Source organism: Micromonospora sp. CPCC 205539 (assembly GCF_036906815.1).
Classification (GTDB): domain Bacteria; phylum Actinomycetota; class Actinomycetes; order Mycobacteriales; family Micromonosporaceae; genus Micromonospora.
In genome coordinates, this window is sequence record NZ_JBAKHW010000004.1 from 59,541 (window position 1) to 84,137 (window position 24,597).

The following is a 24,597-nucleotide window of genomic DNA, read 5'->3' on the forward strand; positions in this document are numbered from 1 at the left end:
GACCCCTCCTGTCGTTGATCCGGCTGCGCCCCTGGTCACCGCCGACGACGGTGGGGGCACCGACTCATCGAGGAGCGACGCCGATGACCAGTCAGCGAGAGACCGTGGAGGTCGATCACGACCTGTTCCGCGCCGTGTACGACTCACCCGCGTCGCTGCCCGGCCGTCACCGGTGGACCACCCCGGAATCGGACGTCCGGCGATTGGAGAAGCTGCTCGGCATGCCTCCGCGCAGCATCGGCGCCCCGCTCTGGGTCAGCGGCGACGAGCCGGACTGCCCGAAGTGCAACCGGCGGGTCACCTGGTACGACATCGTCTCGTCGGCGCTCTCCGGCCTGCACGACAAAGCCATGATCGCCACGGTGATCCTCGGCGAGCGCAAGTACGTCAACACGGAGGTGCCGGCCGCCATAGCCGGGGTGCGCTGCGCCGACTGCCACACCGCCATCGAGGGGCTGCGCAGCTTCAAGTGCCACAACTGGGCGTACGCCTTCGAGGAGTTGGAGGCCGTCCGCGAGCGGCTGGCCGGCATACCCGAGCCGACCTGATCGCCCTTTGCCGCGTTCCTACCGTTTCTCTAGATGAACACGGTATGAACGTGTGGGGGGTGATTCATCATCGACACCGACAGCATGGACGTGCCGCAGATCAGCGTCGAGTGGTACCGCGAGGTCGTCGACCTGGCCGCCGGCAGCCCTACCCCGGTGCAGTGGTTCGTCGGGCACGCCACCGAGGGCGTGCTCGTGGTGCTCGGCGTGCTGCTGCTGGTGGCCGCGCTGAGCCGCCTGGCCGGCGACCCGCACGACCGGGCGCTCGCCCTGGTCGCGCCGCTGCCGACTCTTCTGGCGTACGCGGGCAGCGAATGGCTCAAGACCGTGGTGGACGAGGATCGCCCGTGTCGGACGGTGGGCCGGGCGATCATCGCGGGCAGTTGCCCACCGCCGGGCGACTGGTCGTTCCCCAGCAACCACGCGACTCTGGCCGGTGCGCTGGCGGTCACCACGCTGCTGCTCTCCCGCCGGCTCGGGTTGCTCGCGCTGCCGCTGGCCGCGCTGGCCGCCTTCTCCCGGGTCTTCGTGGGTGTCCACTACCCGCACGACGTGGTCGCGGGTGTGCTGCTCGGCGCCCTGGTCGCCGCACTGGCCACTCCGCTGCTGGCCCGCCCGGCCACCGAGGTGCTGCGCCGCCGGGCCGGCCGCACCTCCCACCCGGTCCCCGAGGTGGCTGGCCGCCCGCGCTCCTGACCGCCTCCACGTGCTTCACGTGCCGGCGAGGGCTTCGGTTGGTGCCAGCCGGCTGGCCCGTACGGCGGGGTAGAGGCCGGCGACGGCGCCGATCAGGAGGGTCGCCGCCAGGGCGCCGGCCATCGCCCAGGGTGGCACCACGACAGGCCAGCCCTGACTGGCCGCGTAGAGGCTTGTGACGACGACGCCGAGCAGGGTGCCGCCCGCGCAGCCGAGCGCGGAGAGGAGCAGGGACTCGGCGAGGAACTGGCCACGGATCTGCCCCCGGGTGGCGCCGAGCGCTCGGCGTAGTCCCACCTCGGCGCGTCGCTCCAACACCGAGATCACCATGGTGTTGGCGATGCCGACGCCGCCCACGACGAGTGCCACCCCGCCCAGCCCGAGCAGCAGCCCGTTCAGCGCGCTGTCGGTGGCCTGCTGGGCCGCCAACGCGTCGGAGGGTCGGGACACCGCCACCTCGTTCGGCGCCTCCGGGTTGACGGTGCGCCCGAGCACCGCTCGCACCGCCGCGACCTGTGGTGGCGCGGCACGGACGTACAGCCGGCTGGGGTGGCCGTCGAATCCCAGGTAGGTGCGTGCCGCATCCCATCCCACCAGTGCGGCCGAATCCAACTCCTCGACCAGAGGTACCGGCGCCAGGATGCCGATCACCGCGAACCATTCACCGCCCAGCCACACCCGCACCCCGACGCCGGGTACGTCCAGGCGGCGAGCGGCGGTGGCGCCCAGCACGACCGTCGGATAGGACGCGGTGGCGGGTGTGAACCAGGAACCGGCCCGCATCGTGGCGTCGACGACGGTCAACAAATCGGGCTGGGTGGCGAGCACCGCGATGCTGCCCGTCTGACCTGCGGGAATCCTGTCGTTCCGGTAGACGGATCTGTCGACGGCACCGGTTGCACTGACCGATTCGACCGGCCCGATCCGACCGGCCAACGCCGTCGACCGCTCGGGCAGGGCCGCCTCCTCGCCCGCCTGTGTCTTGCCCGGGGCCGCGGTCAGCAGGTTGGTGCCGAGCCGGTCGAGGGTCCGGTCCAACTCGGCGCGGCTCGAGTTGGAGATGCCGACCACGGCCAGCATCGCCCCGATACCGATGGCGATACCCAGGGCGGAGAGGAAGACCCGCAGTGGTCGGGCCAGTAACCCTGCCGCGCCCAGTCGGGCCACGTCGGCCGGGCTGAGCCGGATCGGTCGCGGCTTCGTGGTGCCGGGTCTCCGGGTCATGGGCGCACCGCCAGTGGCGTACCCGAATCGTGGGTGACCCGGCCGTCCCGCAACATGATCTGCCGGGGCAGACCGGCCGCGATGTCCTGATCATGGGTGATCACCAGGACCGTGGTGCCGTGGCTGTGCAGCTCGTGAAGCAGCGCCAGCACGGTCGCGCCGGCGGCCGAGTCGAGGTTGCCGGTCGGCTCGTCCGCGAGCAGCAGCGCCGGCTCGCCGATGACGGCTCGCGCGAACGCCACACGCTGTCGCTCGCCGCCGGACAGCTCATGCGGCCGGTGGTCGAGCCGGTGGTCGAGGCCGACCCGGGCCAGCGCGTCCGCCGCCCGTCGCCGTCGTTCCCGCCGGGCCACGCCGGCGTAGAGCAGCCCATCGGCCACGTTGTCCAGCACGGGCACGCCAGCGGCCAGGTGGAACTGCTGGAACACGAAACCGAGCCGGCGACCGCGTAGCGCGGACACCTCCCGGTCGGAGAGGGTGGACACGTCGTGACCGTCGATGCGTACCGTTCCGGACGACGGGCGGTCGAGGGTGCCGATCAGATTCAGCAGGGTGGACTTGCCGGAGCCGGACGGGCCGACGATCCCGGCGAGCTCTCCGTACCCGATCGTCAGGTCGACCTCGCGCAGAGCCATCACCCCGCCGAGATAGCCCCGGGACACTCCGACAAGCTCGATCAGGTCGGTCATTGCGGCACTCCCACCGTCATGCCCTCGGCCAGGCCCTCGCCGCTGACCTCGACCCGCCCGTCGGCGAACATGCCGGCCTGCACCGCCACGATGCGGGCGCCGGCCGGCCCGGTCACCTCGACGCCGTACCCGCCCTCGGCGAGCGCCAGTAACGCGTCCACCGGCACGGTCAGCACGGCCCGGCGCTCCTTCGCGACGTACCGCACGTCGACCGGCGTGGCACCGAGCGCACCCAGCGCCTTCTGGTCGGCGATGGCGATGGTGACCTCGACCGTGGCGGAACCGGTGCCGGGCCGTTCCGGGTCGGCGGGCTGCTGCCCGTCGCCGACCGACCCGCCGGCCGCTGGGGCACCCACCACGCTGACCGTGCCCGCCACCGAACCGCCGGTCGGCAAGGCCACGGTGACCTTGGTGCCCTTCACCGCCCACCCGACCTCACCCGCTCCTGCGGACACCAGCACCATCCGGGTGCTGCCGGTGTAGGTCAGCAGGTCGCCGGCGGCACTCGCGCCGAGGCGGACCAGTTGCCGCGCGATGCGTACGGCCTTTGGCGCGTAGATCACCCGCTCCCGCTCGACCACGCCGGTCACCGGCAGCGCCAGGTCCTTCTGCCAGCGCTTGACCGCGAGGGTGGTGGCTGCCGAGAACTTCTCGTCCACGGTGATCCCGCGGTAGCCGAGGGCGGTGAGATTGCGCTCGAACTGCCGCACGTCCGAGCCCGTGGTGCCCTCGGTCAACGGCCGGTACATCGGCAGGAGGCCGTAGAGCAGCACGATCGGCTTCTCGTCGGCGCGCAGCAGCGCCCCGCCGCGCCGCACCTCGGCCCCGACCTGGGGTAGCCAGGTCACCGTGCCCGTGGCGGTCGAGGCGAGCGGCACGGCCGGGCCGTACCCGAGTTCACCGGCGACCGTCACGGTCTTGACCAGGGTCTGCCGGCTGACCGGAGCGGCGGCGGCGGGCCCGGTGCGCGTCGATTGCGGTTCGTCCCCGCCGCGCCCACCGAGGCCGAGGGTGGCCGCGCCGGCCGCCACGAGGGTGATCAGTGCGGCAACGCCGCCCAACGTGGCCCGCACCCGCCGTCGCCTCCGCCAGTTCGTCGAGGTGGGGATCGACTCGGCCGCACTCATCCCTGGTAGGTCGCATTGGGGTTCGGCGTGGTCGGCGCACGCCCGTCCAGCACCGGATCGCAGATCTGCAACGCGCGCAGGTTGGCCGCCTGCTCCTGCGGGTTGAGTTCCCTGGTCAGGGTCCCGTCCTCAGGCCACTCGCCATCGGCACCCGGATCGGGCCAGTCCGGCATCCCGTTGGTACGCATGCACTTCGCGTAGTCGCGCCGGTGGGTGATCTGCTCCTCGGTCAGCGGTGGGCCCTTGTCCTCCAACTCCTCGGGGACGGGCAGGTTGAAGTCCTTGCATTTCATCTGGGCCGCCATCCACTTCGGATCGGTCTTCTTCGGGGTGCCGGGTCCGCTCAGGTCGACGTGCCCCTTGGCGTCCGGGTCCGGCAGGTCGAAGCCCTCGGCACGCAGGCATGTGACCCATTGACGCCGTCCGTCGATGTACTGGGCGACCACTCCACTGCTGCCAGCGCCAGCCGACCCGGTCGGCTGGGCGCTGGCACTGGCGGCCGTGGCCACCGATGGCGTGTCGGCAGCTCCGCCACCACAGGCGCTGAGCGCGAACACCACCACGGCAGCCGCTCCCGCACTGAAGATGTGGCATCGATGGCGACGCAGAATCCCGCGACGAATCATGACTTCTCCTGATCTTTTGGTCGGGCTGAGCGCGCGTTGGAGCCGCAGGGCACCAAGCGACCTGAATTGCGCGAAGGGCAGGCGGTGGTCTACGAGCTGCGGGCCACCGACGACCAGTGCCGGCCATCGGTCGACCCGTACAGAGCCCCATCGGTGTAGTCGTGGGCGTAGAACCAGCCGTCCTGCGTACGGCGCACCGGGTAGCTGGTGGCCGGCAGGCCATCCAGCTCGGCCGGCTGGTACGCGCCACCCGGGCGAGCCGCCCAGTAGCGGTAACCGTCAAGGTCCTGGCCAGGCATGGCGACGACCTGAAGCAGCACGTGCGCCCCGTCGGAGGTGACGAAGGACTGCCTGCCGCTGGTCAGGCGGTCGGCCGGCACGCTGTCCGCACCGGGAACCCGCTGCCAGTCACCACCGTCCTGACCGTTGTTCTCCACATAGCGGTAGACGGCACGGCTTTGGGTGCCGACGATGACGGCGTAGCCGGTCGGCCCGTCACCGACGGCCAGGTCCTGCGCCACGCAGCCCTCGGGGGAGCAGGCCGGCGGGTCCGCGAACACGGTGGTGGACCAGGTACGCCCAGCGTCGTGGCTCACCGCGGCCGCCGGGCGCCCGGCCGGGTCCACACCCGAGGCCCACAGTCGGCCGGATGACTCCCCGAGCAGAAGGTCATCTTCCAGGCGCAGCGGGGGTTGCGTGACCAGCGGCGCGATCCGGTGTGACACCGGGTCGATTGCGTACACCGTGCACGGTGATGTCACCTGGCCCGAATCCCGCCAGCACACGGCCCTGCTTCCGGTCGCCACCGCCGCGACGGCAGGAGCCCGATCCAGCGGACGCCACGACCTTCCGCCGTCCGTGCTGGTCTGCAGGGTCCGCGCCCCCGCATCGGTCGTATCGGACACAATGATGGCCAGCAACCGGTCAGGTCCGAGGACCTCCACGCCAGCGGTGTTGATCGGTCCGCCCCGGTCGGTCCAGGTGCGTCCGCCGTCGTCGGAGCCGACCAGTTGCAGGACGGACTTGGCGCACCGCTCCTTGGAGCAGTTCAGTCTCGTCGACATCGTCAGGTAGAGGTGTCGCGCGTCGGCCGCCCTGACCGACTGGACCTGCTCCCCGCTGTGCGGCAGGACGCCGGGTGACGGCTGCTGCTGGTTGCTGCCCGTCTCGCCGGTGACGGTCGGCCCCTCGGCCACCGACGCGGCAATGCCCGTACCGGCGGCGACGGCGATGACCACGGCGGCCGCGCCGTTGGCGATGGCCCAACGGCGCCGACGCCGGTGCCGGCGGCCGGCCGCGTACACCTCGTCGGCGAGCAGCCGGCTCGGTGGTGCCGAGTTCACCGCCTCCTCGAAGAGCTCACGCAGTTCCGTCATGCCTTCCCCTCCGTAGCGCGGGCCAGTGCGGGAACGGGGAGCGTGCCCCCCAGGACCTGACGCAGCGTCGCGAGACCCCGGGCGGTCTGACTCTTGACCGTGCCCTCCGAGCAGCCCAATGCGGCGGCCGTCTCGGCCACGTCAAGCCCCTGATAGAACCGGCAGACCAGGGTCACCCGCTGGCGCGGCGGCACCTGGTGCAACGCCTGGGCGAAGAGCACCCGCCGGGTCACCGACTCGGCCTCGTCATGACCGCCGGCGATGTCCGGCGTCTCCGCCACCACGCGCTCGCGACGCCGCCACGCCCGCCGGGTCTCGGACAGGTACGTCCGGACCAGGCAGGTCCGCACGAATGCATCAAGCGCCTGCGGATCGCGGATCCGGTGCCAGGCCGATGCGACCCGGATGAACGCTGCCTGCGTCAGGTCATCCGCCCAATGCCAGTCACCGCACATCAGGTAGGCGGCATGCCGCACCGCACCGCGTCGAGCAGCGAAATACTCGCTGAACCGACGCCGATCCTCGTCCTCGTCGCTTCGCATCCGACTCCCTTCACCGGTAGGTGCACCGGTCGCACGGGATCGGTTGCTTGGATCGCCGGGTTTTTTCGGCTGGTGACGGATCGATGCTCCCGCTGACGCCTAGAGGGTGACCAACAGAAGCGCGCCGACGGTGCCGAGCAGCAGGAACGGCCCGAACGGCAGGTGAGTGGACCAGCTTGCTCGTCGGGTGACCAACATCCCCACACTGACCAGCGCGGACAGCCCGGAACTCAGCAGCAGCCCGAGCACCAGGACCGGCCAGCCGTACCAGCCGAGCAGCGCGCCCACGCTCAGCGCCAGCTTGGCGTCCCCCAACCCGAAGCCACGGCGACCGAGCAGCAGCGTGCTGACGGCGAAGAACAACGCCAGCCCGGCGCCGGCGATGACCGCCCGCAGCCAGGTCCCCAACTCGGCCTCGCCGAGCACGGCCACGCCGAGCAGCAGCCAGGTCCCGGCCGCCGCCGGCAGGGTGAACCGGTCCGGCAACCGGTGCACGGCCAGGTCGACGAAGACCGCCGGGACCGTCCAGCCGAGCCACCACGCCAGCGCCGCCAGCACCCCGACCGGCGAGCCGACCAGCACCAACAACACCGCCGCGGCGAGCGTGGCCAGCTCGATCGTCCCCGGCGGCGGGCCGACCCGAGCCCGGCAGCCAGCGCATCGGGCCGCCGGGCCCAGCGCGGGCCAGGGCCGGGTCAGGCTGATCGGCGCGCCGCAGGCAGCGCAGCCGGTCCGGCTCGCGGTGCCCGACGGTACGGAGTGCCGTAGGGCCGCCAGCCGCAGCAGCGGGCTCACCGCCAGGATCGCCGGTACTACCGAGAGCCGAGCGCGGCGGCGGACCGCCAGCGAGAGCCCAGCCCGCCGCTCACGGCGGGGGGCGTCCGGTGGCTCGGCGCCCTCCGGCACCGCATCGGCCAGCGGGTCCGGGGGCACGACCTGGCCGGTGTGCTCCCGCGTACCACCGGTCGGCGGGGGTGGGGGGCGCCTTTCGGGCGGGGTTTCCTGACCCGGGACGGCCGCCGGAGGACCGGTCAGCGGCATGTCGACCCCACCTCGTAGCGGGCAGCACCCCTGGCAGTGAACACGGATCGTGACTGAACGATCGCTTTGGTGTAGCGCATGGCGCGGAAAGCGACGTGCACGGCCGGCCACTCGAGGGGCACCTCGGGCAGGCCAGGGGCGGTGCCGACGCCGATCGACGATGGCGGCCGGGCGGCCCGCACCTCGGGTCGAATGCCGGGATGACGCCACGTTGTCCCACCCTCGGGACCGGCGAAGAGGCCGGGGCGAACCTCACCTTCCCGGCGACGCTCGATCATCCGCAGCCCCTCGTTCGGCATTCGCCGGGAGCGCAGCACTGACACCCGCCACCACCACCTGTCATCACAGAGAGTGTTCACGTTAATTGCCCCTGTTGCATCGGCGAGCGTCAGCCTATGCTCGCCCCTTGGGTGAGACGCAAGCCTCACCGCAACAACCAAAGACACGGGACCTTGAATTCGTAGAAGATCCGTAACGGTGAATGCAGAAGCGAAATGAACGGTTCCGGATGCGCGCATCCGGGCGCGCTTCCGCATGCCCTGCGGCGGTGATCCGTCGCCGCAGCGGGCGACCAGGAGGAGGCTCGACGGTGCGCGGACGCCAGCTCAGACGAGCGGCAATCTGCCTGCTAGCGGTTGTGGCGATGGTGACGGTCACCGCCTGCGACAGTGGACGGGAGGCCGTCGAACGGCCGGCTCCGGTCCGGGGCGACGACCAGCAGGCGGATCAGGGTCCGGAACGACAAGCCGCCGAAAAGGCGGCGCTCGACGCGTACTCCGGTTATCTCGCGGCCTCGCGTACGGCGAGTCGACGCAGTGATCCGCGAGCGCCGGAACTGTCCCGATTCCTCGCTGATCCACTTCTGACCCGGGTTCGTTTGTCCATTCGCGAGGCGAAGGAGCACGGCGCAATGCGTACCGGGACGCTGAAGTCCGACCCGACCGTGATCGACGTGAGCCTGGACTCGAACCCGGCCACGGTGGAGATCCAGGACTGCCTGGACGCGACCGGCTACCGGCTGGTCTACGCCAAGGACCAGCGGGTGGTCCCGGGCAGCGGCGGCGGTCGGCATTTGGCCACCGCCACCGCCACCCGGTATCCCGACGGTCGCTGGCTGATCAACTCCGGCGCAGCTCACCAGGACCAGCCATGCTGACCTGGGCAGACAGGGGTGTCCCGGCCCGTACCGCCCGGGCCGGGACGCCTCGCCGGGCGCTCGTCGGCATCGGCCTCGCGCTGCTGCTGGTGGCCGGCGGCACCCTGCCGGCCGCCGCCGCCCGCCGCGCCGACCCCGGTGGGGAGTGCCCACCCGGCCAGCACGACTGCAGCGTCTGGGACGACGAGCCCGGCACGCCCGGCGGCCCCGGCGGTGGCGGGGACAACGGTGGCGGAGACTCCGGCGGCGGGGGTGGCACCGCTCGCTGCCAGTGGAACGGGCGCACACTCCCCTGCTACGACGACGTGCTCGGCTACTTCAACAACGGCGACGGCTGCTACTACAAGCTGGAGGAGCCGCAACCGGCCAACACCCCCGAGGGCAAGCAGTGGTACCTGCTGACCTGCAACGGCGGTGAGCTCGGCAACCAGCGCGAGGAACTGCGGGACGGGCCGCCACCCGGCTACGGCGCACCCCCGGACCCGGAGGAGCTGGCCCGTCGGGCACTGGCCCGGATCACCATCTCGCCGCCCCGGATCGCCGTCGCCCCCCGCCGGAGCACCGGGGCCGGCCTGGTCGGGTTGCCGGTCTGGATGTGGGCCAGCAAAGGACGGCAGTTCTTCGGCCCGGCGATCCAGGAGTCGGAGACCGAACGCGGCCTCACCGTCAGGATCGAGGCCAGGTTCGACCGGATCGTCTGGGACATGGACAACGGCGAGAAGGTCACCTGTAAGGGCGCGGGCACCGAGTACAAGTCGACCGGTCCCCGCGCCGGACGTACGTCACCCGACTGCGGTTACGACGGCTACCCGAAGGCCGACACCTACGGGGTCAGCGCCACCACCTACTGGACGGTGACCTGGCACGGCGGTGGCGAGAGCGGCGTGATTCCGGTGACCCGGTCCACCGGCACGGTCCAGATCCAGATCAACGAACTCCAGGTGGTCACCCGGTGAGTATCGCGACACGCAATGGAACCCCGGTGGACGCGCCGGTCAGCCCGCCCAAGGTGGTCCGGCAGCGGCGGGTCCGCCCGGGGCTGCTCGGCCTTGCCGTCCTCCTGATCGCCCTGGGCGGGTTGGGCGCGGCGTTCGCGGTCACCTCCGTCCGGGCCACCGGCAGCTACCTCGCGGTGGCCCGGCCGGTCGAGGTGGGTCGGGAGATCAGCGCATCCGACCTGCTCACCGTGCAGGTCGCCGGCGGTCAGGGTCTGCGCCCGGTGCCCGCCAACCGGATGGACGAGGTGATCGGTAAGCGGGCCGCCGTGGCGCTGGTCCCGGGCACCCTGCTCACGCTGGGGCAGGTCACCGACGACCCGCTGCTCGGCCCGGGCCAGCAGCAGATCGCACTCGGCCTGAAGACCGCGCAGGTGCCGGCACGTGACCTGCATCCCGGGGACAAGGTCCTGCTGGTCAGCACCCCGGACGACAACGCCGACGCGTCGCCTGCCTCGGCGGGCACCCGGTTCACCGCCACTGTGATCGACACCGTGAGCCCGGCGGACGACGAGAAGGTGCTGTACCTGGCGCTCACCGTCCGGGACGTGCCCGCGGTGGTGGCGCTGGCCGCACAGGAGCGGATCGCTGTCGTGCTGACCGAGGCGGCCTGAGTATGGCGATCATCGCGCTGGTGTCCGCGAAGGGTTCGCCCGGCGTCACCACGTCGGCGCTGGCCTGCGCGCTGGCCTGGCACCGGCGGCTGGTGCTCGCCGAGTGTGACCCGGCCGGCGGTTCGATCCTCGCCGGCTACCTCGGTGGTCAGCTGGACGGGCCGCGCGGCCTCGGCGAGCTCGCCGTCGGAGAGCTGCGCGACGGCAACCTGGAGAGCAACTTCTGGTCCCAACTGGTCGACCTGGACGCGCCCCGTCGGGAACGGCTGCTGCTGCCCGGGCTGGTCGACCCCACGCAGGCCGGCAGCGTCACCCCGCTCTGGCAGCGCTTCGCCGACTACTTCAACGCCCTGGACCACGGCACCCCCGGCTACGACGTGCTGGTCGACTGCGGCCGACTGCACGTGACCGGTCCACCGTGGCCGGTGCTGCGGGCCGCCTCGGTGGTGCTGCTGGTGAGCCGGGCCCACCTGCCGGACCTCTCCGGCACCCGGGCGGTGGTCACCACGATCGAACGGGACTTCGCCGAGCACCGGGTGCCGCCGGGCACCCTGCGGCTGCTGCTGGTCGGTGACGGGCACGGCCAGGCTGAGATCAGCCGCGCGCTTCGGCTGCCGGTGATCGCGCGGCTGCCGCACGACCCGCGTACCGCCGGGGTGCTCGGCCTCGGTGGGACGGTGCGGGCCGGACGGCCGCTGATGCGTGCGGCGGCCGCGCTGGAGGTGCCGGTCGGCGCGTTGCTGGAGCGGCGACGGGCCCGGCTGGCCTGGCCGGTGCAGCAGGGGGTGCCGGATGCGGTTTGAACCGGTCTCCGCCGACCCGCGCCAACTGCCGCCGGGCGTCACCTCGACCGCGCCGCCGCTGCCCCCGGCGAACGGCCGACACCACCAGCCGATGGCGATGCCACCGCAAGCGGCCGCCAGCCCGCAACCGGAGCCGCCGCCCCGCCCGCGCATGGACTTCCAGGTCGTCCGGGAGCTGCGCCGAGAGCTGACCGAACGGCTCACCCTGTGGCAACGCGGCCGCGAGTTCACCGTCGACGAGGAGGACACCGAGCGGGCCCGGCTGGCCGTCACGGTGGTCGCCGAGTACGCGGACGCCGTCCGCCGGGCCGGCACCCCGATGGCGGCCGGCGAGGAACGGCTGCTGCTCGACCAGGTGACCGCCGAGTTGGTCGGGCTCGGCCGGCTACAGACCCTGCTGGTCGACGACACCATCGAGGAGGTGCACATCCTCGGCTGCGACCAGGTGCGCATCACCCGGCACGGCGGTGGAGTGGACTGGGCCGAGCCGATCGCCGACAGTGACGCCGAGTTGGTGGAGATCCTCCAGGCGGCGGCCCGACGGGCCGGTGCCACCGAGCGGTCCCTGTCCACCGTGAAGCCCACCCTCGACCTGCAACTGCCCGACGGCAGCCGACTGGCCGCGGTGTTCCTGGTCAGCCACCGCCCGTACGCGGTGATCCGCAAGCACAACACCCTCGACGTGAGCCTGGACGACGTGGCCGGCGCCCGGGGCGACCTGGACGAGATGATCGACCCGCTGCTGCGCGACTTCCTCCGCGCCGCGATGCGCGCCGGCCTGAACATCATGGTCGCCGGGCTGGCCGGTGCCGGGAAGACCACGATCATCCGCGCGCTTATGAACGAGATCCCGCCCGACGAGCCGTACGTGCTGCTGGAGGAGAGCCGGGAGTTGCTGCCGGCGCGCCGGCGGGAGCGGCACCGGGCGGTGATGAGCTTCGAGGCCCGAGAGGGGCACGGTGAGCGCGGCTTCGACGGCCGGCCGGCTGGCGAGGTGACCATCGCCGACCTCATTCCGCTCTCCCTGCGGATGGGCGTGCTGCGGATCATCGTGGGTGAGGTCCGTTCCCGGGAGATCGTGCCGATGCTCCAGGCGATGACCACCAGCCGGGGCTCGATGTGCACCATCCACGCCCGTAACGCGGCAGGGGTGGGTGAACGGATCGTGGAGCTGGCTCTGGCGCACGGCCGGGAGATGACCGTCGACCAGGCCCGCCGGATGGCCGGCAACGCCCTCGACCTGATCGTCTACGTCACCGTCGAGGACGAGACCGCGATCGGCGGGCGCAAGCACCGGTTCGTCTCGCACGTGGAGGAGGTCATCGGGGCCGGCGAAGCCGGTCGGATCACCACCACCACCGTCTTCGGGCCAGGCCCGGACGGCCGCGCGGTCCCCCGGCACCTGCCGGAACGCGTTCGCGACCAGTTGCTGCGGGTGGGTTACGACGTCCGGCTGCTGACCCGGTGGATCGAGGCCGGCACCGGCGCGTGGCGCCGCCCCCGGCAGACCCGACTGGCCCGGCGGTGATCCGATGCCCGACAACCTGGAACTGATCGCGGTGGTCTCCGGGGCCGCCTGCGTCGCTGGGCTGCTGCTGGCCGTGGTCGCACTGGTGGGCACCCGCCAGCCGCCGCGCCCCGGCCCCGGGTCGGGGCCGGGCCTGAGCCGACTCTGGCGAGGCTCCGGTGCCACCCCCGGCGAGCAGCGGGCCTACCAGGCGCTGCTGCTCGCCGCGCTGGTCGCCGGTGCGCTGGCCTTCCTGCTGACCGGGCTGCCGGTGGTGGGCCTGCTGGTGGCGGTGGCGGTGCCCGGAACCCCGTGGCTGTTCGCGGTGGGCAAGGCGGAGCAGCGGGCGATCGCCCGGATCGAAGCCGTCGGCGAGTGGACGCGTCGACTCAAGGATGTCTCCGCCACCGGGCAGGGGCTCCAGCAGTCGATCATCGGCACGATCGGCAGTGTCCCGCCCGGGATCGAGGACGAGGTCCGGCTGCTCGCGGCCCGGTTGCAGGCCGGCTGGCTGGCACGATCCGCGCTGCTGGCGTTCGCCGACGAGATCGGCGACCCGGTCGGTGACCAGGTGGTGGCCGCGCTGATCCTGCACCTCACCGATCGGGGCGAGCGGCTGGGTGACGTGCTCGGTTCGATCGCCGGCGCGGCAGCGGCGGAAGTCGCTACCCGTCGGGAGATCGAGGCCAAGCGGACCCAGCCCCGGTTCGCGGTCCGCTTCCTCACCGGGATGACCCTGGCCACCCTGGCGTACGGGCTCATCAACACCGAGTACATCAAGCCGTACGACACGCCGTTCGGGCAGCTGGTGATGGCCACGCTCGGTGCCACCTTCATCGGTCTGCTGGCCTGGGTGCGGTCGATGAGCCAGCCGCAGCGGCCGGCCCGGTTCCTACCCGCACCGGATCCTCAGGAGGCGGTGATCGCGTGAACCTGCTTCTGAACTGGCAGTTGACCCTCGCGGTCTGTGGCGGGGCCGGCGTCGGGCTGGGGATCTTCCTGGTGGTCCGCGAGTTGGCACCGGCGACCCCGGCGCTGGGGCCCGCGCTACGCCGGCTGCACCAGCCGGCGGAGACCGGCCGCGTCGCCGCGCCCGCGTCCCGGCGGCTGGACTCGCTGACCGGGCTGTCCCGCTGGCTACGGCCGCCGCACCGGCAACTCGCCCTGATCAACCAGACCCCTGAGCAGTACGCGTTGTCGGTGCTGCTCTCCGCGCTGATCGGGCTGGCCACCCCGGCCCTGCTCGCGGTCATGCTCCTCGTGCTCGGCATCTCGTTCCCCCTGGTCGTACCGGTGCTGGTCAGCCTCGGCCTGGCGTTCATGGCCGGGCTGCTCGCGCACCGCACGGTGCTGGCCAAGGCCGACGCCGCCCGCGACGAGTTCCGCCAGGCCGTCTGCACCTACCTGGACCTGGTGGCGTTGCAGCTCTCCGCCGCGCACGGGCCGGTGCAGTCGCTCGAGCGGGCTGCGGCGGTCTGCGACGGCTGGGTCTTCGACCGCATCCAGGAGTCGCTGAAGATCGCCCAGATGCAGATGCACGCGCCCTGGGACGAACTGCGCGACCTGGCCGACAAGATCGGCATCCCGGAGCTGGGCGATGTCGGCGCGATCATGCGCTCCTCCGGCAGCGAGGGGGCACAGGTGCACGAGACCCTGCGCAGCCGGGCCGACTCGCTGCGGGACCAGATCCGCACCGACAACCTCGCCCGGGCCGAGGCGGTGACCAGCAAGCTCGACATCCCGGCCGCGCTGCTCGTCTTCGTGCTGCTCGGCTTTGTCATCTATCCCTTCATCACCCGCATCTGATCCGAACCGAGAAGGAGTACGCGATGTCCATCGTCAGCTACCTGCACGTCATGGTGTCGACGCGTCTGGCCGAGTTGCGCCGCGACGGCGAGCGCGGCGACAGCCCGGTACCGACCGCGGTGATCATCTTTGGCCTGGTCTTCGTGGCCGCCGCCGTCACCGCCACGGCGCTCGCCAAGGCCAACAACTGGATGGACGCCATCCCGAACAACACGAACCCGAGGTAGCCCACGTGCGCGGAGCAGCCTCCCCGAAGTGGCGCCGGGCGGTCACCGCCGCCCGGCGCCACCTCGCGGCCGGGGACCGGGAGCGGGGTGCCAACCCGGTGGAACTGGCCGTGATGATGCCGCTGATCCTGGTGTTGCTCTTCGCCTCGCTCCAGGTCGCCGCCGTGTTCCTGGCCCGCTCGACCGCGTTGACCGCTGCCCAGAGCGGAGTCGACGCCCAACGGCTCTACCAGGCTCGGGACGGCGCCGGGGTGGCCAACGCGCTCCGGTTCCTGGGAAACACCGGCGACTGGCTGGTGGGCTGGGACACGACCAGGCCGACCTGCGTGACCACTGCGGTCGAGGTGACCTGCACGGTGCAGGGTCGGTCCCTGTCGGTGGTGCCCGGGGTGACCTTCGCAGTGCGGCAGACCGCGCACGGCACGGTGGAGAGGGTGACCGCGCCGTGAGTCGCCGTACCGCCGAGCGAGGCTCGGTCTCCATCGAGGTGGCGGTGCTCGCGCCCGCGTTCATCGCGCTGATGGTGCTGGCCGGCGTGGCCGGGCGTAGCGCGGTGGCCGCGGAGGCGATCGACGCCGCCGCACACGACGCCGCCCGCGCCGCGTCGATCTCGCGGGACGCGTCGACGGCCCGAGCCGAGGCCCGGGACGCGGCCCGCCGGCAGTTGAACTGGCGGGGTCTGAACTGCACGAACGCTCCGACACTGACGTTCAGCGGCTCGGTGGCCGGTAAGCCCTCCAGCTTCAACGCCGCCTTCCGTAGCCCCGTCGGGCAGGACGCGACGGTGACCGTGAAGGTCGCCTGTCGGGTGTCCTTCGGGGACGTACGGCTCGCCGCGGTGCCCGGAATGCCGACCGACAACCTGGTCGAGGCGAGCTTCACGTCGCCACTGGACCGCTACCGGAGCCGGCGATGACCACCACCGTCCCGACGCGGCGACGCGCCCTCATGAGCGACGACGGCCGGGTCAGCATCTTCCTCGCGGTGGCGATGATCGGCGTACTGGCCATCGTGGGCATCACCTTCGACGGCACCGGGCAGCTGCGCACCCTGCATCGCGCCGACAACCTGGCCGCCGAGGCGGCCCGGGCCGGTGGCCAGGCCATCGACCGGGCCACCGCGATCGAGGGCGGACCGAAGCGCATCAACCAGCCGCAGGCCCGCGTCGCGGTGGCCAGATACCTGGCCGCCGCCGGCACCACCAGCCACACCGTCAGCTTCCCGCGGATCGCCGGAGAGACCCACGTCCGGGTACGCGTCACGATCACCTACCGCCGATCGGCGCTCGGGCTGCTCGGCTTCCCCGAAACGGTCACCGTCACCGGCGAGGCGACCGCACGCGCCATCACCGCAACACCGTAGGAAGGAAGGCAGCCATGCCCGTATCGGGTGGTTCCGTCGTACGGCGGACCGGACGGATCCTCACCGGCTTCGGCGCGCTGGTCGTGCTCTGCGCACTGCTGGTCGGCGCGCCGGTGGCACTGCTCGCCTTCGCCGGCAACCCCCTCCCCGATCACCTGCCCACTATCACCGAGGTGGGCACCGCCCTGACCAGCCGCGACGACGGCCAACTCTTCCTGCGTGCGCTGGCGTTGGCCGGCTGGTTCGGCTGGGCCACGTTCGCCTTCTCCGTCCTGGTCGAGCTGGGAGCGCAGAGCCTGCGTCGACCGGCGCCCAGGCTGCCCGGGATGAGTCGTCAACAGAAGGCCGCCGCCGCGCTGGTCGGTTCGGTCGCGCTGATCCTCGCCGCCAGCCCGGCCGCCGCCAGCGCCGCGGCGATCGCCGCCGGCCCGGCGTACGCCTACTCGGGCGCGCCGGCCGCCGCAACCCTGGCCGGGCCGTCGCCGGACCGGTCGGCGCTGGGCGCGATCCCCGGGGTCGCCGCGCCGCGCGTTTCGACCGCAGCCACCGCCGGTGTCGGGGTGCCGGACCTGGCCGCGCCGGCTCGGGCGGGTGCGACGCCGGAGAGGGCGGCGCCGCTCGCCGGGGCCGGGCCGCTCGGGTTGGTCGCGCCCCCGGGGCCGAACGGAAGTGACAAGGCCGCGCCGGTGTACCGGGTGGCGAAGGGCGACTACCTCGGCGAGGTGGCCGAGCGTTACCTGGACGAGTTCGGCGACTACCGGCAGCTCGCCGAGCTGAACCGCCTGGATGACCCGGATCGGATCCGCCCCGGCCAACTGCTCCGGCTACCCACGGAAGCAACCGACCAGGGCCGCCGGACGCACGCCACTGGTCGGCTGGTCGACCGGCCCGCCGCGCCGCGGCCGACCGCGCCCAAGCCGGCCCCCGAGCGGACCGCGCCGGAACAGGTCAACCCCGCACCACCCAGCGGTACGGAGTCGGCGGGTCAGCCGCCCGCCATGACCGTCGGCGCGGCCCGGGCCGGTGCCACCGACAAGGTGAACCGACCCTTGGCGGTCTCCGCCGTGCTGGCCGTGGCGAGCATCGTCGGTGCCCAGATCGGGGCGGTACTGGGCCTGCGCCGCCGCCCGGCCACCGCTGGCGCGACTCCCCGGTTGGCCGGGTCCAAACGCACTCCCTGGGGCGGCGGAAGCCGGACCGGCGGCGGCAGCACGGGCCAGACCAGCGGTAGCACGTCGCGGACCGGCGGCCGCGCGGGCCGGACCAAGGGCGACACGGGCCGGACCAGCGGCGGCGCGGCCGGCGGCGCGGCTCGGACCAACGGCAGCGCGGCGGGTAGCGGCGCCGCGTGGGCCCACGGCCGAGCGGAATCCGCCGCCGGGGCCATGGCACCGCAGAGCGGTGGCACGCTGCCGGCCGACGGAGGGTGGGCCTTCTCTCGCACCGGGTCGGCACCTGCGAGCAGCGGGTGGGCGCCTGCCGCTAGTGGGTCGGCACCGGCGAATGGCGCCTCGGCCCCCACAGGTGGTGGCTGGGCCCCGGCCGACGGCCGGTCGACACCCGCTGGCGCCCAGGGGTGGGGTGGCGACGAGGCGTGGGCCGGTGGTGCGGGTTGGGCCGACCGCGAGGGTCGCAGTGGCGATGACCCGTCTGGTGGCCTGATGGCCGGGGGGCCCGGACTGGACTCCGGACTGGACTCCGGACCGGACGGACCAGCGACCGGCCGGCACCGGCGCACCTGACCAGTCGCATCGCGGCCGCCCCCGCGCGTCGATCTAGGGCATATCACTGTGAGTTGATCTCCGGCCACGACGATATGCCCTAGATCGACGCGGGGGGGGGCGAGGTCCTGCCCCGGGCAGCCCGCGCGATCGGTGGCGCACGGCTAGTGAGCGCTCCGGGCGTCTCGCGCGGTGATCAGGGCAGGCGGGTCTGCAACACGCCGTCCTGGATCCGGGTGGGCAGGATCTGCTGGTCGTTGCCGGACGGCCCCTGCATGACCTCGCCGCCGTTGAGCCGGAACGCGCTGCCGTGCCACGGGCACACGACGCAGGCGTGGCCGTCCATCTCCTGCACCTCCCCCTCACCGAGCGGGCCACCCTGGTGCGGGCAACGTTCCAGCATGACGGTGACCTCGTCACCGTGCCGGTAGAGGATCACCGAAACGTCGTCCACCTCGCGGGTGACCAGCGTGCGTTGCGGCAACGAGTCCATCTCGGCGAGCGAGTGCCAGCCCTCGCTGATCCGGTTCAGCTCGGGGACGCTCTGGTTGACCTGCGCACCCTGCTTGTACGCCAGGTGCCCCCCGACGTACGCCCCCAGGCTCACGGTCGACAGCCCGAGCATGCCGAGGGCGCGACCGATGCCGTGCCGGCCGTAGAGCCGCGCCGCCAGCGAGCCGGCGTAGATCACCACGCCCACGGTGTTCGTGGCGGCGTGCACCAGGCCGACCCGGCGCTGTTCCCGGGAGAGGGCGGCCCAGTCGTTCAGGCCGGCGACCGCCGCCGGAATCGCGCTGACGGTGCCCAGGCCGACCAGCACGGTGGCGGGCCTGCGCTGCCCGGGCATCAGGTCCAGCACCGCGGCGCTGATCCAGGCGCCCACCGGCACCTGCACCATCGACGGATGCAGCGGATGCCCCAGTGTCACCCCGTGCAGCAGGTCCCGCAGTCGTCGCGGACGCAGCGTGCCGAGGACGACCCGCTGCAACCGGTCGCCCGTCCGGTCCAGCTCGGATGCCTGCTCAACTCTCGTCAACAGTGCTCGCACGAGGACCGACTTCCCGTCGTACGTGGTCGCAAACCGGTCTCGGGTGACGAATTCGCAGCGGTACGTGATGGCGGGGCGTTTCAGGCGTCGGTCGCCCCCCAGCGATCGTGGTGCACGGCCTCGACGATCGGGCGCTGTTGGCGCCAGCCGTGCCGGGCCAGGTCGGGGACGGTTTCCAGGTGGGTGACCGGGCCGAGGCAGAGCCAGGCGACCGGGCGGATGCCGTCGGGAACGGCCAGCAGGTCGGCCAACCACGGCTCCCGGTAGAAGGAGACCCACCCCACGCCGAGGCCCTCGGCGGTGGCCGCCAGCCAGAGGTTCTGGATGGCCAGGCAGACCGAGTAGAGCCCGGTGTCCGCGATGGCGTGCCGACCCAGCACGGCGGGACCACCGCGGGCCGGGTCGTAGGTGACCACGATCGACAGGGTCGACTCCAGCACGCCGTCGATCTTGATGCGGGCGAACCGAAGCGCGGCCTCGCCGTCCAGCGTGGCGGCGAAGGCGTCCCGCTCGGTGCGGACGTGCTCGTGGAAACGTCGCCGCACGTCCGGGTCGCGGACGAGGATGAAATCCCAGGGCTGCGAGTAGCCGACGCTGGGCGCGGCGTGCGCCGCGCTGAGGATCCGGTGCAGGGCGTCCTCCGGCACTGGCGCGCCGGTGAACTGGGCCCGCACGTCGCGGCGGCGATGAATGGCGTCGAAAAGGTCCATGGCAGGCTCCCGCTGCGCTCGGCCCGACCCGGCGTGGTGGGCATGGACGCGAGGCCGGCCGTCGGGCTTCCGGATCGACGCCCATGATCATGCCGTCGGCAATGCTAGCGCCGGAACCGGCCGCCGCGCTCCCCCGTCCGGTGGGTGTGTGGCGGGTCCGCGCCGGGCATGCTGGATCGATGGGGGTACGAGTGGAGCGCGCCGGGCCGGTGACGACGGTGGTGCTGGACCGGCCGGCGGCTCGGAACGCGGTTGACGGTCCCACCGCGCGAGCGTTGGCCGACGCGTTCCGCGCCTTCGACGCTGACCCAGCCGCGGCGGTGGCCGTCCTCTGGGGGGCCGGCGGCACGTTCTGCGCCGGCGCCGACCTGAAGGCGATCGGCACGCCGAGCGGCAACCGGGTCGAGCCCGAGGGGGACGGCCCGATGGGTCCGACCCGGATGGCACTGCGCAAACCGGTGATCGCGGCGATCTCCGGGTACGCGGTGGCCGGCGGGCTGGAGCTGGCGCTCTGGTGCGACCTACGGGTTGCCGAGTCCGACGCGACGCTCGGGGTGTTCTGCCGCCGATGGGGAGTGCCGCTGATCGACGGCGGCACGGTCCGGCTGCCGCGGCTGATCGGTGAGAGCCGGGCACTTGACCTGATCCTCACCGGCCGGCCGGTGCCCGCCGAGGAGGCGTACACCATGGGGTTGGTCAATCGGTTGGTGGCGCCCGGCCAGGCGCGGATCGCGGCCGAGGAACTGGCGGCGGAGATCGCCCGGCACCCGCAGACCTGCCTGCGCAACGACCGGGCGGCGGTGCTGGCCGGTGCCGGCCAGCCAGAGCCGGAGGCGCTGGCGACCGAGCTGGCGTACGGGATGAACTCGCTGGCCACCGACGCGGCGGCCGGTGCGGCGCGGTTCGCCGCCGGCGAGGGCCGGCACGGCACAATGCCGCCGGGAGGGGTGGACCTCCCGGCGGCATCCGGTGCTGGCTAGCTCAGTTGCGGGTGATGGTGAAGGTTGACGTGGTGTTGCGGATGTCCACCGCGTTGTTGGTCAACCGCAGGTTGTTGAAGGTGACCGAGCCGACCGCCGGGCCCTGACCGGGTTCCGGCATCTCGTTGGCCCACACCGCGAAGCCCGACTTCGCGTCGAACGCGTCACCGCTCTTGCGGGCACCGCTGATCGAGATGTTGGTGAAGACGGTGTCGGTGATCGGGTTCTCCGGCTGCGAACCGTTGTACTTGGTCTGGAACATGATTCCCGAGTACGTCGGATCGACGATGTCCACGTCGGACACCCGGATGCCGCGGAACTCCTTCGATGCGGAGAAGACCCAGATCGCGGGGAACGTCTGCGATCCCCAGAAGTGCCCGCCGGCTCTGATCAGCGAGATGTTCTGGAACTGGGTCGGCGGGCTGGAGCCGAACCCGATGAACGGGTAGCCGAAGTCCAGCGAGCTGATGGTGATGCCGGAGTACGTCAGCATGTCCGCGATGTACAGGTTGCGGAAGATGTTGTTGTAGCCGCCGTAGACCGCCAGCCCGGCTGCCCGCCAGGTCAGCGTGGCCGAGAGGTTCTCGAACACGTTGCCGTTGTTGGCGGTCGCGCCGCCTTGGTCGGTCGCCGAGAAGAGGGCGAACGCGTCATCGCCGTTCGACCGCCCCTCGGTGTTGGTGACCAGGTTGTTGGTGCTGCCGTTGGTCATGTTCACGCCGTCGGCGAAGGTGTTGCGGAAGCGGCTGTTGCGGATGGTCAGCCCGCTGACGCTCACCCCCCAGTACGCGCAGACGGTGTGCTCGACCCAGACGCTGTCCAACGTCATGTTGTCGACGTCCTTCAGCTCACCCCAGACCTTGCCCGGCCCGTCGATGCGGTTGGTGTAGTTGCCGAAGAAGGCCAGGTGCGAGAAGGATGACCCGCTGGCCGAGGACTGCACCCCGAAACCGGCGTCGGTGTTCGACTGGCCCGTCGGCGTCTGGAAACGGGTGTACCAGATGCCCGCGCCGACCACCGAGATCGCCTTGCCGTAGATCTGGAACTTCTGCGACGTCTCGTACGTGCCGGCCGGCAGGTAGACACCGGTCAGCGTGCCGGTGGTGTCCATCCGGACCGCGTCCAGGGCGTTCTGCACGTCCTGGTGGCTGAAACCGGTCGGCACGCGGTAGCGGGTCGGGTCCGGGTTGGCCCGAGGCGCGACCAGCTCCAGGTTGATGAAGTCGATCGCGTACGTGGTGGTGTTGGCCGGGTCCTTCTGCAGCCGGATCGTGCTCCCGGCCGGGATGGTCGAGTTCAACATCACGTTGGCCTCGTCGTACAGGTGCCGCGGCGGCCCTGCACTCGGCGAGTCACTCGGGCTGGCCTCCGCGCCATAGAGCCAGATGTGCTTGGAGGTCAGGTTGATCGGCTTGTGCAGGGCACCGTTGACGTAGATGTTCAACGTCGAGTCGATGCCACCGCCACCGGCCGAGTCCGGGATGGAGAAGCGGGTGACCAGGGTGTTGGTCGCCGCCCTGGTGGTCCACTGGACGTACGCGCCGGTGCTGTTCAGGGTCACCGCCCGACGTCCGGACGCCTCACCGCCGAGGTTACCGATCTCCCGGTTCGGCCCGACCTGCCCGGCGCCGCCACCGATGGTGCCGTCCTCGGCCTCGTACATGTCGTAGCCGAGGTTGGCGCCGCGCCCCACGAAGAGCGGACGCTCGCTGGTGTTGTTGGTCTGCTTGACCGGCAGCTCGTTGCCGTCGGCCGCGAGCACCACCCGGACGGTGTACTTGCCGTTCGCGGCGGTCCAGGTGCCCAGGTTGATCGGGCCCACGGTGGCCCCGGCGTTGATCACACCGTTGTACGAGCCGGTCAGGGTACGGACCACGGAGCCGGCCTCGTTGAGCACGGTGAGCGTGATGCCGTGTGCGCCGGACGCGGAGGCCACGCTGCCGGCGTTGCGGATCGACACCGAGAAGGTGACCGTGCTGCCGGCCGTCGGGTTGCCCGGCGACCAGTCGACCGCCGAGGCGACCAGGTCGGAGGTGGCGACCGGGCTGACCACGAGCGGGCTCGGGTTGCTGTAGCTGTTGTTGGTGTCGTCCTGCTCGACGACGGTGTTCGACTCGTCGACCTTCGCGCTGAGCGGGTAGCTGCCCGCGTCGCGGGTGCCGATGCTGGCGGTGACCGTGGTCGAGGCACCGGCCGCCAGGCCGCCGACCGACGCGGTGCCCACCCGGGTGGAGCCCAGGTAGAAGTTCACGTTGGTCGCGCCGGAAGCCGCCGACCCGGCGTTACGCACGGTGGCCGAGAGCGTGATGGTGCTCGTCTCCACCGGTGCCGACGGGCTGAACGACATCCCGGTGATGGTCAGGTCCGGGTTCGGCGCGGGGGTGCCGAAGACCTGGAACTCGGCCACCTGGCCGGCCGGGGCGCCGGTGTTCGAGGCGATCGAGAGCCGTACGTCGGCCACCGCGCCGGAGACCGGAATGGTCACCGTGTTGCCGCTGGCCGGGTTGAAGGTGTAATTCGCCGCGCCGACCAGCGTGTTGAAGGTCGAGGAGCCCTGGTCCCGGCCCTGCACGGTGATGTTCTGGGTACGCGTACCCCAGGCCGAGTCCGGGTTCAGCTTCAGCACGATCTGGCTGAGGCTGGCGTTGGCGCCGAGCTGCACGGTCAGCGTGCTCGGGTTGCCGTTGCCCTCCCAGTAGGTGGCCACGTTGTTGTCGTTGGCGTTGGTCGCCACGAACGTGTGCACGAAGCCGGAGGCGGTGATCGGCTTGCCGATCGCCAGGTTGGTGCCGGTGGGCGGGTTGCCGGTGCCGGTCCGGGTCACGGTGTTGCTGTTCGCCGACTGGTTGCCGGCCGCGTCCTTGGCCCGCACGTAGTACGAGACCGTCGCGGTGTCCGGCTGGCTGTCGGTGTACGTCAGCGTCGACCCGCTGACGCTGCCGCGCAGCCCGCCGTTGGCGTAGACGTCGTACCCGGTCACCCCGACGTTGTCCGAGGACGCCGACCAGGTGAGCCGGATCTGCCCGCTGCCGGGCTGGGTGTACGCCAGGTTGCCCGGAACGCTGGGGGCCTGGGTGTCGGGGCTGCCGGTGGCGCCGTAGACCTCGACCTCGGAGAACTGGGCGGCCGGCCAGCCGGTGTTGCCGGTGACCTGCACCCGCACGTAGCGGGTGCTGGCTGCCGTGAAGGTGACGGTCACGGTGTTGCCGCTGCTCGGGTTGAAGGTGTAGCCGGCGGACGCCTTCAGGGTGCTGAACGACGAGCCGTTGGTCGAGCCGAGGATCGAGAGCGTCTGGGTGCGGGTCTGCCAGTCCGCCGCGGGTGGCAGCTTGAGCACCACCCGGTCCACGCTGACCGTGGCACCGAGGTCAGCCTGGATCCACTGCGGGAACGCGTTGTTGGCGCTCTCCCAGTAGCTGCTCGCGTTGCCGTCGTTGGCGTTGCTCGCCACGTAGTTCTGGTTGTAGCTGCTGGCGCTCATGGTGGCGGAGAGCCCGGCGAGCAGAGCCGCGCGGGCGGACCCGGCCGGGGCCGGGGCCGGATTTGCCAACGGTGCGGCGGATGCGGGGGTCACGGCCGGGACGGAGGCGACGAGCAGCCCGGCGAGCACGCCGGCGATCAGCCGCCGGGCGGTACGGGGTACGGGACGGGACCTGCCGGTTGGCGGGGTACCTCGGGTGGTGCCGAGTCTGGACATGGTTCCGGTACACCTCTTTCGGGGGTGGGGTGTGCGGGTGCACGGCAGCGGGTGCAGGGGAACGCCCGTCGTGCCGCGACAGGTGGGGGACGGTGCGGTGGG

General features: G+C 71.9%; 24 protein-coding genes and 1 pseudogene. 15 read left to right on the top strand and 10 right to left on the bottom strand.

Translation table 11 applies throughout. From position 1 onward, the window contains the following. The first annotated feature begins 83 nt into the window (after positions 1–83). Together V6V47_RS04580 and V6V47_RS04585 are read left to right on the top strand one after the other, a co-directional pair. Complete coding sequence (locus V6V47_RS04580; protein WP_334626694.1) at positions 84–548, top strand: hypothetical protein; 465 nt, start codon at positions 84–86, stop codon at positions 546–548. A gap of 84 nt (positions 549–632) precedes the next feature. After that, positions 633–1,244: a phosphatase PAP2 family protein gene (locus V6V47_RS04585; RefSeq protein ID WP_334626695.1), complete on the top strand. Its 612-nt coding sequence runs from the start codon at positions 633–635 to the stop codon at positions 1,242–1,244. Between the two features lie 15 nt (positions 1,245–1,259). Here the strand turns inward: V6V47_RS04585 and V6V47_RS04590 are convergent, their stop codons facing one another. The 7 genes from V6V47_RS04590 to V6V47_RS04620 form a co-directional block, all read right to left on the bottom strand. Then, positions 1,260–2,468 (bottom strand): ABC transporter permease, encoded by a 1,209-nt coding sequence (locus V6V47_RS04590; RefSeq protein ID WP_334626696.1) that lies wholly within the window; start codon positions 2,466–2,468, stop codon positions 1,260–1,262. Further along, the gene (locus V6V47_RS04595; protein WP_442934190.1) at positions 2,465–3,148 is read right to left on the bottom strand and encodes an ABC transporter ATP-binding protein; all 684 of its coding nucleotides are present in this window, start codon (positions 3,146–3,148) and stop codon (positions 2,465–2,467) included. Before V6V47_RS04595 ends, V6V47_RS04590 begins: the two co-directional genes overlap by 4 nt. Positions 3,149–3,153: 5 nt before the next feature. After that, the gene (locus V6V47_RS04600) at positions 3,154–4,284 is read right to left on the bottom strand and encodes a peptidoglycan-binding protein (RefSeq protein WP_334626698.1); all 1,131 of its coding nucleotides are present in this window, start codon (positions 4,282–4,284) and stop codon (positions 3,154–3,156) included. After that, positions 4,281–4,847 carry a hypothetical protein gene (locus tag V6V47_RS04605; RefSeq protein ID WP_334626699.1) on the bottom strand — a complete coding sequence of 189 codons (567 nt, stop codon included), beginning with the start codon at positions 4,845–4,847 and terminating at the stop codon, positions 4,281–4,283. The genes V6V47_RS04600 and V6V47_RS04605 overlap by 4 nt, the downstream gene beginning before the upstream one ends. A 152-nt stretch (positions 4,848–4,999) precedes the next feature. Further along, on the bottom strand, positions 5,000–6,286 hold the full coding sequence (locus tag V6V47_RS04610) for a sialidase family protein (RefSeq protein ID WP_334626700.1): 1,287 nt from the start codon (positions 6,284–6,286) through the stop codon (positions 5,000–5,002). Beyond that, positions 6,283–6,828: a SigE family RNA polymerase sigma factor gene (locus V6V47_RS04615; protein WP_334626701.1), complete on the bottom strand. Its 546-nt coding sequence runs from the start codon at positions 6,826–6,828 to the stop codon at positions 6,283–6,285. Before V6V47_RS04615 ends, V6V47_RS04610 begins: the two co-directional genes overlap by 4 nt. Before the next feature lie 99 nt (positions 6,829–6,927). Further along, positions 6,928–7,674: an A24 family peptidase gene (locus V6V47_RS04620; RefSeq protein ID WP_334627065.1), complete on the bottom strand. Its 747-nt coding sequence runs from the start codon at positions 7,672–7,674 to the stop codon at positions 6,928–6,930. Positions 7,675–8,512: 838 nt separating this feature from the next. On the opposite strand from V6V47_RS04620, the gene V6V47_RS04625 reads away from it, so the two are divergent. The 12 genes and pseudogenes from V6V47_RS04625 to V6V47_RS04680 all read left to right on the top strand — a co-directional run. Further along, on the top strand, positions 8,513–9,025 hold the full coding sequence (locus V6V47_RS04625; protein ID WP_442934184.1) for a hypothetical protein: 513 nt from the start codon (positions 8,513–8,515) through the stop codon (positions 9,023–9,025). Then, a complete protein-coding gene (locus V6V47_RS04630) occupies positions 9,019–9,981 on the top strand; it encodes a hypothetical protein (RefSeq protein WP_334626703.1) in 963 nt (320 codons plus the stop codon). The genes V6V47_RS04625 and V6V47_RS04630 overlap by 7 nt, the downstream gene beginning before the upstream one ends. Then, a complete protein-coding gene (locus V6V47_RS04635) occupies positions 9,978–10,634 on the top strand; it encodes an SAF domain-containing protein (RefSeq protein WP_334626704.1) in 657 nt (218 codons plus the stop codon). Before V6V47_RS04630 ends, V6V47_RS04635 begins: the two co-directional genes overlap by 4 nt. A gap of 2 nt (positions 10,635–10,636) precedes the next feature. After that, on the top strand, positions 10,637–11,437 hold the full coding sequence (locus V6V47_RS04640) for a ParA family protein (RefSeq protein ID WP_334626705.1): 801 nt from the start codon (positions 10,637–10,639) through the stop codon (positions 11,435–11,437). Then, positions 11,427–12,965: a CpaF family protein gene (locus tag V6V47_RS04645; RefSeq protein WP_334626706.1), complete on the top strand. Its 1,539-nt coding sequence runs from the start codon at positions 11,427–11,429 to the stop codon at positions 12,963–12,965. The genes V6V47_RS04640 and V6V47_RS04645 overlap by 11 nt, the downstream gene beginning before the upstream one ends. 4 nt (positions 12,966–12,969) lie before the next feature. Continuing rightward, positions 12,970–13,875, top strand: coding sequence for a type II secretion system F family protein (locus V6V47_RS04650; RefSeq protein ID WP_334626707.1), 906 nt, complete (start codon positions 12,970–12,972; stop codon positions 13,873–13,875). 2 nt (positions 13,876–13,877) lie between these two features. Then, on the top strand, positions 13,878–14,750 hold the full coding sequence (locus tag V6V47_RS04655) for a type II secretion system F family protein (protein ID WP_334627066.1): 873 nt from the start codon (positions 13,878–13,880) through the stop codon (positions 14,748–14,750). Positions 14,751–14,773: 23 nt separating this feature from the next. Next, positions 14,774–14,977 (top strand): hypothetical protein, encoded by a 204-nt coding sequence (locus V6V47_RS04660; protein ID WP_334626708.1) that lies wholly within the window; start codon positions 14,774–14,776, stop codon positions 14,975–14,977. A gap of 5 nt (positions 14,978–14,982) precedes the next feature. Further along, positions 14,983–15,426, top strand: a complete 444-nt coding sequence (locus V6V47_RS04665) for a TadE/TadG family type IV pilus assembly protein (RefSeq protein ID WP_334626709.1) — start codon at positions 14,983–14,985, stop codon at positions 15,424–15,426. Then, positions 15,423–15,893, top strand: a complete 471-nt coding sequence (locus V6V47_RS04670) for a TadE/TadG family type IV pilus assembly protein (protein WP_334626710.1) — start codon at positions 15,423–15,425, stop codon at positions 15,891–15,893. Before V6V47_RS04665 ends, V6V47_RS04670 begins: the two co-directional genes overlap by 4 nt. Then, a complete protein-coding gene (locus tag V6V47_RS04675) occupies positions 15,890–16,339 on the top strand; it encodes a pilus assembly protein TadG-related protein (protein WP_334626711.1) in 450 nt (149 codons plus the stop codon). The genes V6V47_RS04670 and V6V47_RS04675 overlap by 4 nt, the downstream gene beginning before the upstream one ends. Positions 16,340–16,353: 14 nt before the next feature. Then, positions 16,354–17,499 (top strand): annotated as a pseudogene (locus V6V47_RS04680) (LysM peptidoglycan-binding domain-containing protein); the annotation flags it as partial. 757 nt (positions 17,500–18,256) lie between these two features. On the opposite strand, the gene V6V47_RS04685 reads toward V6V47_RS04680, so the two are convergent. Then, on the bottom strand, positions 18,257–19,108 hold the full coding sequence (locus V6V47_RS04685; protein ID WP_334626712.1) for a Rieske 2Fe-2S domain-containing protein: 852 nt from the start codon (positions 19,106–19,108) through the stop codon (positions 18,257–18,259). An 80-nt stretch (positions 19,109–19,188) separates the two neighbouring features. Beyond that, on the bottom strand, positions 19,189–19,818 hold the full coding sequence (gene bluB, locus V6V47_RS04690) for a 5,6-dimethylbenzimidazole synthase (protein WP_334626713.1): 630 nt from the start codon (positions 19,816–19,818) through the stop codon (positions 19,189–19,191). Between the two features lie 179 nt (positions 19,819–19,997). Between bluB and V6V47_RS04695 the strand changes: the two genes are divergently transcribed. Further along, a complete protein-coding gene (locus V6V47_RS04695) occupies positions 19,998–20,798 on the top strand; it encodes a crotonase/enoyl-CoA hydratase family protein (protein WP_334626714.1) in 801 nt (266 codons plus the stop codon). Position 20,799: 1 nt separating this feature from the next. Here the strand turns inward: V6V47_RS04695 and V6V47_RS04700 are convergent, their stop codons facing one another. Further along, positions 20,800–24,495 (bottom strand): discoidin domain-containing protein, encoded by a 3,696-nt coding sequence (locus tag V6V47_RS04700; RefSeq protein ID WP_334626715.1) that lies wholly within the window; start codon positions 24,493–24,495, stop codon positions 20,800–20,802. Positions 24,496–24,597: the final 102 nt, after the last annotated feature.